9 protein-coding genes are annotated in these 12116 nt (G+C 74.1%); 2 read left to right on the top strand and 7 right to left on the bottom strand.

What is annotated here, in order from left to right:
• Window positions 1–5: 5 nt before the first annotated feature.
• Together L7D48_RS05440 and proS are read right to left on the bottom strand one after the other, a co-directional pair.
• Window positions 6–656, bottom strand: coding sequence for a hypothetical protein (locus L7D48_RS05440; protein WP_237877732.1), 651 nt, complete (start codon window positions 654–656; stop codon window positions 6–8).
• A gap of 170 nt (window positions 657–826) precedes the next feature.
• A complete protein-coding gene (gene proS / locus L7D48_RS05435) occupies window positions 827–2239 on the bottom strand; it encodes a proline--tRNA ligase (RefSeq protein ID WP_237877731.1) in 1413 nt (470 codons plus the stop codon).
• 219 nt (window positions 2240–2458) lie between these two features.
• On the opposite strand from proS, the gene L7D48_RS05430 reads away from it, so the two are divergent.
• On the top strand, window positions 2459–3280 hold the full coding sequence (locus L7D48_RS05430; protein ID WP_237877730.1) for a methyltransferase domain-containing protein: 822 nt from the start codon (window positions 2459–2461) through the stop codon (window positions 3278–3280).
• A 52-nt stretch (window positions 3281–3332) separates the two neighbouring features.
• Here L7D48_RS05430 and ffh read toward each other — a convergent pair whose 3' ends face one another.
• From ffh to L7D48_RS05405, 5 genes are all read right to left on the bottom strand, one after another.
• Window positions 3333–4886, bottom strand: coding sequence for a signal recognition particle protein (gene ffh / locus L7D48_RS05425; protein ID WP_237877729.1), 1554 nt, complete (start codon window positions 4884–4886; stop codon window positions 3333–3335).
• Window positions 4887–4962: 76 nt separating this feature from the next.
• On the bottom strand, window positions 4963–7425 hold the full coding sequence (locus L7D48_RS05420) for a [protein-PII] uridylyltransferase (RefSeq protein ID WP_237877728.1): 2463 nt from the start codon (window positions 7423–7425) through the stop codon (window positions 4963–4965).
• A gap of 22 nt (window positions 7426–7447) precedes the next feature.
• A complete protein-coding gene (locus L7D48_RS05415) occupies window positions 7448–7786 on the bottom strand; it encodes a P-II family nitrogen regulator (RefSeq protein WP_093662123.1) in 339 nt (112 codons plus the stop codon).
• Entirely contained in the window at window positions 7783–9078 is a 1296-nt protein-coding gene (locus L7D48_RS05410) for an ammonium transporter (RefSeq protein ID WP_237877727.1), read from the bottom strand. The genes L7D48_RS05415 and L7D48_RS05410 overlap by 4 nt, the downstream gene beginning before the upstream one ends.
• 368 nt (window positions 9079–9446) lie before the next feature.
• Window positions 9447–10970 (bottom strand): hypothetical protein, encoded by a 1524-nt coding sequence (locus tag L7D48_RS05405; RefSeq protein ID WP_237877726.1) that lies wholly within the window; start codon window positions 10968–10970, stop codon window positions 9447–9449.
• 384 nt (window positions 10971–11354) lie between these two features.
• Between L7D48_RS05405 and L7D48_RS05400 the strand changes: the two genes are divergently transcribed.
• Window positions 11355–12044 carry a bifunctional DNA primase/polymerase gene (locus L7D48_RS05400; RefSeq protein ID WP_237877725.1) on the top strand — a complete coding sequence of 230 codons (690 nt, stop codon included), beginning with the start codon at window positions 11355–11357 and terminating at the stop codon, window positions 12042–12044.
• Window positions 12045–12116: the final 72 nt, after the last annotated feature.

Genomic DNA, 12116 nt, shown 5'->3' with positions numbered 1-12116 from the left:
GCGCCTCAGCCCACCCCGACCGCCTCCTTCTCCTTGTCCGGGATACGGAACGGCTTCCCGCAGGCCCCGCACATGATCGGCGCCTGGGCCAGTACGGACGGTACGACCCGGACGTTGCGCCCGCAGTCGCACACGGCCTTGACCCGCACCCCGCCGCCCGACGAACCGTGCCGCGCGGCGGGGCCGCGGAAGGCGCGGGATGTGTCGGTGGCGGTGGCGGCGCTGTGGGCGCGCAGGGCGCGCTGCAGCTTCTCGATGGTGGGCCGGTAGCGCCTTCTGGTCTCGGGCTTCATCACGACCAGCGAGAAGCCGCTGCTCGGATGCGGTTCCTCCGAGTGCTCCAGGCCCAGCTCCTCGGCGATCGCCAGGAAGCGGCGGTTGTGGTAGCGGCCGGCACGCGAGGTGTCCCGGACTCCGCGGGCGGCGGCGATCCCGTGGACGGCCTCGTGGAGCAGCCGTTCGAAGGAGAGCTCGGCGCCGCAGGCGGACGACGACTCCCCGATCAGCGATTCGGGCGCGGCCAGGTCGGGCAACTCCGGGTGGTGCCGTTGAATGTCGGCCCAGGCGAGTGCCAGCTCGGCGGCGAGTACAGGTGGTGTCGTGCTCACGTCGTGCACAACGAGCCAGAGTGTCCCGGTGTTCCGATTACGGGGCATCCCAAATAATTTGCACCTACCCGCCGGTTCAGGTTGATGCGCGCCGACGGGACGGGTATTGCCGATCCGGGAGGAGCCGCCCGGGCGGGGCCGGCCGGGGCGGAGAGCCCGGCCGAACGGCCGGGCCCCGCGGCTCCCCCCGTGGCGCCCCGTGATGCCCCGGGGTGCTCTCAGTAGGCGCGGGCGACCACGGCCACCGTACCGGGGGCGTCGTCGGACCCGGGTACCGATCCGTCCTCGCCGACCAGGCAGCGCACCGTGACGCCCTGCTCCGCGAGCCGCGCCTCGCCCTCCGGGCCGAGATCGGCCCAGGGGATGCGGGCCCAGCCGCCGGCGGCGGCCTCGGCGGCCTCCTCCACCGTCCGCACGTCCGCGGTGCGGGCCTCACGGCGCTCGCGGGAGAGGCGCAGCAGCAGCGCCTGGTCCTCCTCCAGGATCCTCGGGCACAGCTCGGCCAGGGCGTCGGCCGCCACCGGCTCCTTGCCCCCGGCGATGCGGCGCACCAGCATCGCGGTGCCGCTCTCCAGGTCGCGCGGGCCGATCTCGACGCGCAGCGGCACGCCCTTGAGCTCCCAGTCCACCGCCCGCCGGCCGAAGGGGGTGTCGGTGCGGTCGTCCACCTTCACCCGGACACCGGCCGCGGCGAGCCGGTCGCCGACCTCGCGGACCTTCGCCAGCACCGCGTCATCGCCCTTGATCGCCAGGACGACGGCCTGGACGGGGGCCAGGCGCGGCGGGATCCGCAGGCCGTCGTCGTCGCCGTGCATCATGATCAGGCCGCCGACCATCCGGGTGGAGGTGCCCCAGGAGGTCTGCCAGACCAGTTCCCGCCCGCCGTCCTTCGACAGGTAGCGGGTGTCGAACGCCTTGGCGAAGTTCTGGCCCAGCTCGTGGCTGGTGCCCATCTGCAGGGCCTTGCCGTCGCCCATCATGCCCTCCAGGGTGAGGGTGTTGACGGCGCCCGCGAAGCGCTCCCTGGCCGTCTTGCGGCCCAGTACGACGTCCATGGCCAGGACGTTCTCCATGAAGTCGGCGTAGACCTCGCGGTGGATGCGGGCGGCGTAGTCGCGCGCCTCCTCGTAGGTGGCGTGGGCGGTGTGCCCCTCCTGCCACAGGAACTCACTCGTTCGCAGGAAGACCCTCGGACGCATTTCCCAGCGCACCACGTTGGCCCACTGGTTGATCAGCAGGGGCAGGTCTCGGTAGCTCTGCACCCACTTGGCGAAGTACTCGTTGACGATCGTCTCGGAGGTCGGCCGGACGACCACCGGCTCCTCCAGCTCCTTGCCCCCGCCGTGCGTGACCACGGCCAGCTCGGGGGCGAAGCCCTCGACGTGCTCGGCCTCCCTGGTCAGGTAGGACTGGGGGATGAACAGGGGGAAGTAGGCGTTGTCGGCGCCCGCGGCCTTGATGCGGGCGTCCATCTCCCGCTGCATCCGCTCCCAGAGGCCGTACCCGTACGGCCGGATGACCATGGTGCCGCGCACCGGCCCGTTGTCGGCCAGTCCGGCCTTGTTGATCACGTCCTGGTACCAGCGCGGGAAGTCCTCCGCCTGGGGGGTGAGCACGGGAGCCTTTGCCATGCCGCGCATGTTACGGCGGTCTGCTGCGGATGCGTGAACCGGACTGCCGGGGGAACGTAGGAGTGCGCGCGGGCAAGCGTGGTGGAAACACCCCGGCGCCCCTCTGGACTCGGGGACAGATGCGCAGTTCCCTGGCTTTCGGGGACTTCCAGGACCTCTCGGGGGACGAGACGGCGGCCGGTTATCCGGCGATCCTTCCATCGGAATGGGGATGTTGCGATGGCACCCACGCTCGCACAGCGGCACCTCCCGCGGCCCGCCCGGGACTGGGCGGAGATTCAGGAACGGATGCTGGTTCCGCTCTACGAGGCGGTATACGAGCGGTTCGAGGTCGGACGGCACTCCCACGTGCTGGGCCTGGGCTGCGGCTCGGGCCTGGCGCTGGTGATGGCCGCGGCCCGGGGCGCGACCGTCACGGGGACGGACACCGACGAGGCACGCCTGGAGCTGGCCCGGCAGCGGCTGCTGCCGGAGCCGCAGTGGGGCGCGCGGCACTGGACCGCGCGGGTGCTGCCGGGCGGGCCGGACGGCGGACCGGACGGCGCGGCGCTGCGCGAAGGGCCGCCGCCGACGCTGGTGACAGCCTTCGACGCCCTGCCGGAGGCCGCCGTGCTCGCCCGGGTGGCCCAGGCGGCCGGGCGGGGGGTGCCGGTGGTGCTGGCGGGCTGGGGGCCGGCCGAGCGGTGCGCGGCGGCCCCCGCGCTGCGGGTGGCGCAGCGGCTGGCGCAGCGGCCGGCCGAGCCGGAGCGCGCGGCGGGCCGGTGCTGGCGGCCGGGCGGCCGGGACGATCTGGAGGACCTGGCGCGACGGGCCGGGCTGCGCCCCGACGGCTCGGGCCGGGTCGCGTGCCCCTTCGGCTACGCCGATCTGGACAGCGCGGTGCGCGGGCTGGTCTCGACCGGGCTGTACGACGCGGCCGTCCGGGCGACGGACGAGGAGCAGGTCGCCAAGGAGCTGGCCGAGGCGCTGCGCCCGCACGTGCGCCCGGACGGCACCGTGTGGATGCGGAACCTGTTCCGCTACGTGGTCGCCATGACCTGAGGGCGCCGCCGGCACGCGGCGGGCGGCGCCACCCTGACGGTCCTGTGCCCGGTCACTTGGGCGGGAGCATGTCCTTGAACTCCTGGGGCAGCTCGAAGTCCTCCGGCCCCTGGCCGCCGGGCAGCCCGAAGGCGCCGCCCTGGCCCGCGGCGCGACGCTCGGCCACGGCCTGCTCCTCGGCCTTGCGCTTCATCGGGTTGCCCGAGCGCTGCTTGCCCTTGGCCTTCTTCTGCTGCTTGCCCTTCTTCCGGGCGCCGCCCACCCCCGGCATGCCCGGCATCCCGGGCATCCCCGGCATGCCGCCCTGGGCCATCCTCGACATCATCTTGCGGGCCTCGAAGAAGCGCTCCACGAGGTTCTTCACCGCGCTGACGTCCACGCCGGAACCGCGGGCGATGCGGGCCCGCCGCGAGCCGTTGATGATCGTGGGGTCGGTGCGCTCGGCCGGGGTCATCGACTTGATGATCGCGGCGGTGCGGTCCACGTCGCGCTCGTCGATGTCGTTGATCTGCTCCCGGATCTGCCCCATTCCGGGCATCATCCCCAGCAGCTTTGAGATGGAGCCCATCTTGCGGACCTGCTCCATCTGGGCCAGGAAGTCGTCGAGGGTGAACTCCTTGGGCCCCTTGGCCAGCTTGGCGGCCATCTGCTCGGCCTCTTGCCGGCTGAAGGTCTGCTCGGCCTTCTCGATGAGGCTGAGGACGTCGCCCATGCCCAGGATGCGGGACGCCATGCGGTCCGGGTGGAACGCGTCGAAGTCGTCCAGCTTCTCGCCGTTGGAGGCGAACATGATCTGGCGGCCGGTGACGTGCGCGATCGACAGGGCCGCGCCGCCGCGGGCGTCGCCGTCGAGCTTGGAGAGCACCACGCCGTCGAAGCCGACGCCGTCGCGGAACGCCTCGGCGGTGTTGACCGCGTCCTGGCCGATCATGGCGTCGACGACGAAGAGGGTCTCGTCGGGGCGGACGGCGTCGCGGATGTCCGCGGCCTGCCGCATCATCTCGGCGTCGATGCCCAGGCGGCCGGCGGTGTCGACGATGACGACGTCGTACTGCTTGCCGCGGGCGTACTCGATGGAGTCCTCGGCGACCTTCACCGGGTCGCCGACGCCGTTGCCCGGCTCGGGCGCGTAGATCCCGACGCCCGCGCGCTCGGCGACGACGGTGAGCTGGTTGACGGCGTTGGGGCGCTGCAGGTCGCAGGCGACCAGCAGCGGGGCGTGGCCCTGCGCCTTGAGCCAGCGGCCCAGCTTGCCCGCGAGCGTGGTCTTGCCCGCGCCCTGCAGACCGGCGAGCATGATCACCGTCGGCGGGTTCTTGGCGAGGCGCAGACGGCGGGTCTCGCCTCCGAGGATGCCGATCAGCTCCTCGTTGACGATCTTGATGACCTGCTGGGCCGGGTTCAGGGCCTTGGAGACCTCGGCGCCCAGGGCGCGTTCCTTGACCTGCTTGATGAAGGCCCGGACCACGGGCAGGGCGACGTCCGCCTCCAGCAGGGCGATACGGATCTCGCGCGCCGTGGCGTCGATGTCCGCCTCGCTCAGACGGCCCTTGCCCCTGAGGTTCTTGAACGTCGCTGTGAGGCGATCGGAGAGAGTGTCGAACACGTCGGTCGCGGATCCTTCGCGTTGGTGGCGGTGTCGGCGGTCGACCTCCAAGAGTATCCGCCCGCCCGCGGTCCGGTCAGCCGCCCAGGGCCCGCTCCAGTTCCGCCGCGAGACCGGCGGCCTCGCGCGGCGGCAGCGGGGCGCCGTCGGGTCCGGTGACGTAGAAGGCGTCCACCGCGTTGGCGCCCAGGGTGCCGACGCGGGCGCTGCGCACGGTGACGCCGGCGTCCTCCAGGGCCCTTCCGATGCGGTACAGCAGCCCCGGGGCGTCCTGGGCGCGCACCTCGATGACCGTCGCCAGCCGTGACCCGGCCGGAGCGACGGTCACCTTCGGCGGCGGGGCCCCGGCTCCGTACCGGCGGGCGCGGCCCAGGTGGGCCCGCTCGCGCTCGGCGAGCCGGGCGGTCAGGTCCAGGGAGCCCGCCAGGGCGCGCACCAGGTCGGCGCGGAGCCGGTCGGCCCGCGGCGGCGTTCCGTACTCGGCGGCCACCCGCCAGCTCAGCAGCAGCACCCGCCCCTCTCCCAAGGGGTCGACGGCGCGCAGGTCCGCGGCGCGCACGGTCAGCCGGTGCAGGGCCAGGACGCCGGCCGCGGCGGGCAGTACGCCGGGCTGGTCGGGCAGGGCGAGAAGCAGTTCGACGCCGACCGGTTCCGGGTCCGCCTCCCCCTCCGCGGAGCCCGCCCGGCCCGCCCGGTCGCTCCGGTCCGCCTCGGCCGGCGTCCCGGCCCGGGTGCGCAGGGAGAGCACCGGCCCTCCGGTGCGCCACGCCTGCGCGGCCAGCCGTTCGGCCCCGGCCGTGGGCCGTGGGGCGGGGTGCTCCCGCCGCTCCGCCTCCTCGGCTGCCCCCGCCGCCTCCCCTTCCAGCACCGCGCCGGTGCGCCTCACCAGATCGGCCACGAGCCCCGCGCGCCAGGCGGACCAGGCCGCCGGCCCGGTGGCCAGGGCGTCGGCCTCGGTGAGCGCGTGCAGCAGCTCCAGGGTGCCGGTGTCGCCGACGGCGTCGGCCACGGTGCGTACGGTGGCCGGGTCGTCCAGGTCGCGCCGGGTGGCGGTCTCGGCCAGCAGCAGATGGTGGCGGACGACGGTGGCCAGGGTCGCGGTGTCGGCGGCGCCGAAGCCCATCCGGGCCGCCAGGTCGCGCACGACGGCCTCGCCCGCGACGCTGTGGTCGCCGGGCCGGCCCTTGCCGATGTCGTGCAGCAGCGCGGCGACCAGCAGCAGATCGGGCCGGCGGACGCGGCGGACGTGCGCCCCGGCCCGTGCGGCGGTCTCGATCAGATGGCGGTCGACGGTCCAGCGGTGCACGGGGTTGCGCTGCGGGCGGCAGCGCACCCGTTCCCACTCGGGCAGCCAGGCGGTGACCAGGCCCTCCGCGTCCAGCGCCTCCCACACCCCGACGGCGGCCTCGCCCGCTCCCAGGAGGGTGACGAACTCCTCACGGGCCTCGGCCGGCCAGGGCACCGGAAGCGGTGGCGTCGCGGCGGCCAGCCTCCGCAGGGCGGGGCGCGAGGGCGGCAGCCCGGCCTGGGCGGCAGCCGCGGCGGTACGCAGCGGAAGCACGGGGTCGCGCTCGGGGCGCGCGGTCCGGGCGAGCACCACCTCGCCGTCCTGCACCACGACACCGTCGGCCAGCGGGGTGCGCTCGGCCGGCCGCCGGGCGCGCCGCAGCCCCGGGCGGCGGGCACGCAGCACCCGGTCGACCTCGCGCCAGGTGACGTCGCAGGCGTAGGAGAGGACCCGGGCCGCCTCGTAGACGCGGCGCAGCAGCGCGTCCGCGTCCTCCAGCGCGAGGGCGGCGGCGACCTGGTCCTGGTCCTGGAGGGCGAGCCGGTCGGTGGCACGGCCGGTGGTCAGATGGAGGGCGTCGCGTACGTCGAGGAGGGTGCGGTGTGCCTCGTCCAGCCCCTCGCGGGGTGCGTCGGCCAGCCAGGAGGCGGCCACCGCGCGCAGGGCGGTGGCGTCGCGCAGGCCGCCGCGGGCCTCCTTCAGGTCGGGTTCGAGGAGGAAACGCAGCTCGCCGTGGCGGCGGGCGCGCTCCAGGGACGCCTCGCGCAGCTCGGGCAGCAGCCGGTGGGCGCCGGTGCGCCAGCGGGCGAGCATCCGGGTGCGCAGGGCGGCGGTGAGCTGCGGGTCCCCGGCGATGTGCCGGGCGTCGAGCAGTCCGAGCTGCACTCTGAGGTCGCCGGCCGCGGCCCTCTCCGCCTCCGGCGGGGTGCGCACCGAGTGGTCCAGGGCGATCCCCAGGTCCCACACGGGGTACCAGAGGCGGTCGGCGAGGGCGGCGACCTCGTGCGCGTCGCGTCCGGTGTGCAGCAGTAGCAGGTCCAGATCGCTGCGCGGGGAGAGCTCCCCTCGGCCGTAGCCGCCGACGGCCACGAGCGCGATCCCCTCGCCCGCGTCGCCCAGCAGCGAGGCGAGCCAGGTGTCGGTGAGGCCGGACAGGGCCCGGCGGCGCGGCGGCCCGGACCGCGCTTCCCCACCGAGGAGGCGCAGCCGGGCCGCCGCGTAGTTGCCGGGGTCGCCGGATCCCGTGGTCATGTGGTCTCCCACTCCGGCCGGCTCACAGCGCGTCCGGGCCGCGCTCGCCGGTGCGGACGCGTACCGCCGTCTCGACGGGGACGCTCCAGACCTTGCCGTCGCCGATCTTGCCGGTCCGGGCGGCCTTGACGACCACGTCGAGGAGCTGCTCGGCGTCCTCGTCCTCGACCAGGACCTCCACCCGGACCTTGGGGACGAGGTCGACGGTGTACTCGGCGCCGCGGTACACCTCGGTGTGGCCCCGCTGCCGGCCGTATCCGCTGGCCTCGGTGACGGTCAGTCCCTGCACTCCGAACGCCTGCAGGGCGTCCTTGACCTCGTCGAGCCGGTGCGGCTTGATGACTGCGGTGATGAGCTTCACGCGTCCACCTTCTTGTCGGTCCCCTTCGCGAACGGCGAGGCCGTCGCGCTGTCGTCGTGGCCTCCCGCGGCACCGCGGGAGACGGGCGAGCCGCCCACCGCGCTGAAGTCGTACGCGGTCTCGGCGTGGTACGCCTGGTCCAGTCCGGCGGTCTCGTCGTCCTCGCTCGCCCGGAAGCCGATGACCGCGTCGACCAGCTTGGCCAGGATCCAGGAGACCGCGAAGGAGAAGGCCATCACCGAGAAGGCCCCGGCTGCCTGCTTGCCCAGCTGGGTGAGGCCGCCCACACCGCCCGTGGCCAGAACGCCGACCAGCAGGGTGCCGATGACGCCGCCGACGAGGTGGACTCCGACGACGTCCAGGGAGTCGTCGTAGCCGAGCCGGTACTTCAGACTGACGGCCCAGGAGCAGACCAGACCGGCCACCAGGCCGATGACGATCGCGCCCACGGCGTTCACGTGCGCGCCGGCGGGGGTGATGGCGACCAGGCCTGCGACGGCTCCGGAGGCGGCGCCCAGGGTGGTGAAGGCGCCGTGCCGGATCCGCTCGTACAGCAGCCAGCCCAGGATGGCGGCGGCGGTGGCGACCTGGGTGTTCAGGGCCATGGTGGCGGCGGTGCCGTTGGCGCCCAGCGCGGAGCCGGCGTTGAAGCCGAACCAGCCGAACCACAGCAGGGCGGCGCCCAGCACCACCAGCGGGAGGCTGTGGGGCCGCATGGGTTCCCGCTTGAAACCGATGCGCTTGCCGACGACCAGGACGGCGGCCAGTGCGCCGACTCCGGCGTTGATGTGGACGGCGGTGCCGCCCGCGAAGTCGATGACCTCCAGCTCGAACAGCCAGCCGCCCTCGGCCCACACCCAGTGCGCGACGGGGAAGTAGACGACCGTGGCCCACAGCGTGATGAACAGCGCCCAGGCGCTGAACTTCACGCGGTCGGCCAGGGCGCCGCTCATGAGGGCGGGCGTCAGGACGGCGAACATCAGCTGGAAGAGGACGAAGGCCAGGACCGGGATGCCCTCGTCGCCGCCGGTCAGCGCCTCGGTGCCGATGCCGCTCAGACCGATGTGCTCAAGGCTGCCGATCAGGCCGCCGGTGTCGGTGCCGAAGGCGAGCGAGTAGCCGTACAGGACCCAGAGGACGCTCACGATGCCCAGGGAGATGAAGGACATCATGAGCATGTTCAGTGCGCTCTTGACCCGGACCATGCCGCCGTAGAACAAGGCCAGGCCGGGCGTCATCAACATGACCAGCGCCGCGCTGATCAGTACGAAAGCGGTATCCGCGCCGTTCAATGTGGGCGTCTCCTCGCGTACGCGACCCGTGGGGGCGGATCTGGGGATCAGGATGAGCCACAGATTCCAGGAGCTCCGTTTCCGCCGATGCGGCGCGGCGTTTCGCCGCCGTGACGAAGGCGCGCCCTCTGTTACGCCCGGGTGAACACGCCCGCGGGCCGGAACCGCGCCGCCGGCCCGGCCCCCGGCCGCCGGTGCGGCGCGCCGCCGCGGCCGGACACGAAGGCCGTGCCGTCCGGGCGCGGTACGGACCGGTCGGCACGGTCGTATGACAACCCGGGGGTCGTGCGGAGGGCGGCCGGGAAGGGACGGTGGGACGGGCACGGCGGCGGACGGAGGCCGGGCCGGCGGCGCGGTTCCGGGCCCGCTCAGCCCGCGAGGGCGGCCTCGGGCTCGGGCAGCTCGTCGGCGAGCCGCTCGGTGAGCTCAGCGACCTCCGCGACGTCCCCGAACTCGCGGGCCGCCGTGGCCACGGTCCTGCGGATGCGGTTGTCGACCCGTTCCGAACGCAGACGTTTCGCCACCGCCAGCGCCCGGCCGGCCATCTCGGCGCACTGCTCGGGTTCGCGCTGCAGCAGGTGGACACTGGCCATGCCCGCGAGGTTGAGGGCGTAGGAGCGCTGGTGGCCGCGGCCGCCGCCGCATTCGCGGCCGAACAGCTCCACGGCCTTGCGCATCGCCGGCTGTGCGAGCGAGAGGTAGGCGGAGCTGCGGCCCGCCACATGGGCGAGGTCCCGGTAGGAGTGGGCGTTCTCGGCGTTCAGCTCGGCCTCGGAGAAGAAGCCGATCCAGTCCGGGTCGCCGTCCCCCTCGACGGCCTCGGCGAAGGTCTCCTCGGCCATCCGCACCGCCCGGTGGCACTTGTCGGGCCGCCCCATGTTGGCGTACGCGCGCGCCTCCACCGCGTGGAGCATGGCCTGGGTGCGGGGGGTGGCGTCCTCCCGGCCGCCGTACTGTGCGAGATGCACCAGCTCCAGCGCGTCCTCGGGCCGGCCAAGATGGATCATCTGGCGGCCCATGTCGGAGAGCACGTACGAGCCCAGCGGCCGGTCGCCGGCCTCCTTGGCGGCATGCAGGGCGAGGACGAAGTACTTCTGCGCGGTCGGCTGGAGCCCGACGTCGTAGCTCATCCAGCCGGCCAGTTCCGCCAGCTCGGCGGTGACGCGGAACAGCCGCCGCCGCACGGGCTCGGCGTGGTGCTCGTGGAGGAGGTCGGTGACCTCGTGGAGCTGGCCGACGACGGCCTTGCGCCGCAGCCCGCCGCCGCACTGGGCATCCCACCGGCGGAACATCACGATCGTCTGCTCCAGCAGTTCCAGCTCCGGGCCCGACAGCCCGCGGTCGCCCCGCGCGCCGGGATCCCGGGCGGGGGCCGGCGACGCGCCGGGGAAGTGCTCGCCGGGCGCCGGGGCGGCGGGGGCGGGCACCAGCCAGCGCTGCATCGGCTCGATCAGCGCGGGACCCGCGGCCATGCCCAGGGAGGTGCCGAGGAAGCCCCGGCGGGCCAGCATCAGGTCGCTGCGCGAGAACTCGCTGATCATCGCCACGGTCTGCGGACCCGTCCAGGGCAGGTCCACACCGCCGTCGGAGGCCGTCGGGCGGGCAGTGCGCAATCCGAGTTCCTCTACGGCGACCACGCGGCCGAAGCGTTCGGAGAACAGCTCGGAGAGGATGCGCGGGATCGGCTCGCGGGGCTGCTCGCCGTCGAGCCAGCGGCGCACCCGGGAGGTGTCGGTGCAGATGTGGTGTGCGCCCATCCGGCGTGCGCGGCGGTTCACCTGCCGGGCCAGCTCTCCCTTGGACCAGCCGCTGCGCGCGAACCACGAGGCGAGCTGTCCGTTCGGGCGCTTCCCGGCGGTGCCGACTCCGCCGCTGCTGCCGTTGCCGCCCACTGGAACGCCCCCATCCCGGCCCGTACGCGTCCTGTCCTCGGATGCCCTCTCGGCATGCCTCTGGCATAGGCGCACGCAGGGCGTCTCTCCGTGCCTCTGTGTCACCGTGTGAACCGAAAGTAATCCTACGATCACTGACGTGGCGAGTGAAATTGCAAAACCGCCACCATTCGCCACCCCTTCGGATGAACTCAAGCAGTGTTTCGCGCGGTTCACTTGACCCAGGGCGGCCACAACCGGTTGAAGCGATGCACACCGGGGGCGCGCGGAGACCGGCGCGCCCCCTCACAGAGACCCCGTCGCCCCGCTTCGACCCGGACCGCCCGGCGTCGCTCTGTGCGACGGTTTAGTAACCAAGAGCACGCGGGACCCGTTGGAGGGGGCATGGGCTTCACAATCGGCAGCATCCGCGAGATCCGGGAGCTCCGGGAGTTGCGGTCCGGCACCCGGCGCCACCGCCGCGCCCCGATGTGCACGGCGGTGGCCGAGTACACCGGTCTGTGGGGCTGGGACGTGGTCCCGGGAGCGCGTGCCACGCGCGTCGGCGGCCGGACCGAGTGCTCCTGCGGCACCCCGCGGTGCCCCTCCCCCGGCGCCCACCCCCTGGACGAGTCGCTCCTGGTACCGGCCGGCGCGACGCTGGAGGAGGCGACCGCGGCCTGGGAGCGGGTCCCGGGCGCGGCCCTGCTGCTGCCGGTGGGCCGCGCCTTCGACGTCATCGAGGTCTCCGAGTCCGCCGGGCGCCGCGCGCTGGCCCGGCTGGAGCGGATGGGGCTGCCGCTCGGGCCGGTCGCCGTCACCCCGCACGGCCGCGCCTGGTTCTTCGTGGCCACCGGCGCCGCCGCCGGCCTCCCCCGCCTGCTGTACCGGATGGGCTGGGACGACGCCGTACTCGATCTGCACGGTCTCGGCCCGGGCGACCACGTCACCGCTCCGCCCTCCGACCTCGGCGGGCTCGGCCCGGTCCGGTGGCTGCGGCCGCCCACGCTGGAGGGAGCCGGCCGTCCCCCGCAGGCCAGGCTGCTGCTGGGCACCCTGGCGTACGTCTGCCACCGCGAGCTGCCCGGTTCCTGAACCCTCCGGGCCCGCCGCGACCGGGCCCGGGCCCCGCCGCGGCCTCGGCCGTGCGCGGCGGCGGGGCGCCCG

Source organism: Streptomyces sp. ICN903, assembly GCF_022015835.1.
In the GTDB taxonomy this organism is placed as follows: Bacteria; Actinomycetota; Actinomycetes; order Streptomycetales; family Streptomycetaceae; genus Streptomyces; species Streptomyces fenghuangensis.
Note: the sequence above shows the minus strand (reverse complement) of the source record. Positions and strands in the feature narration are given on the sequence as shown.

Bases quoted from the DNA above. Each gene is read 5' to 3' on its own strand.
- L7D48_RS05440 (WP_237877732.1), bottom strand. From the start codon at position 656: ATGCCCCGTAATCGGAACACCGGGACACTCTGGCTCGTTGTGCACGAC.
- proS (WP_237877731.1), bottom strand. From the start codon at position 2,239: ATGGCAAAGGCTCCCGTGCTCACCCCCCAGGCGGAGGACTTCCCGCGC.
- L7D48_RS05430 (WP_237877730.1), top strand. From the start codon at position 2,459: ATGGCACCCACGCTCGCACAGCGGCACCTCCCGCGGCCCGCCCGGGAC.
- L7D48_RS05420 (WP_237877728.1), bottom strand. From the start codon at position 7,425: ATGACCACGGGATCCGGCGACCCCGGCAACTACGCGGCGGCCCGGCTG.
- L7D48_RS05400 (WP_237877725.1), top strand. From the start codon at position 11,355: ATGGGCTTCACAATCGGCAGCATCCGCGAGATCCGGGAGCTCCGGGAG.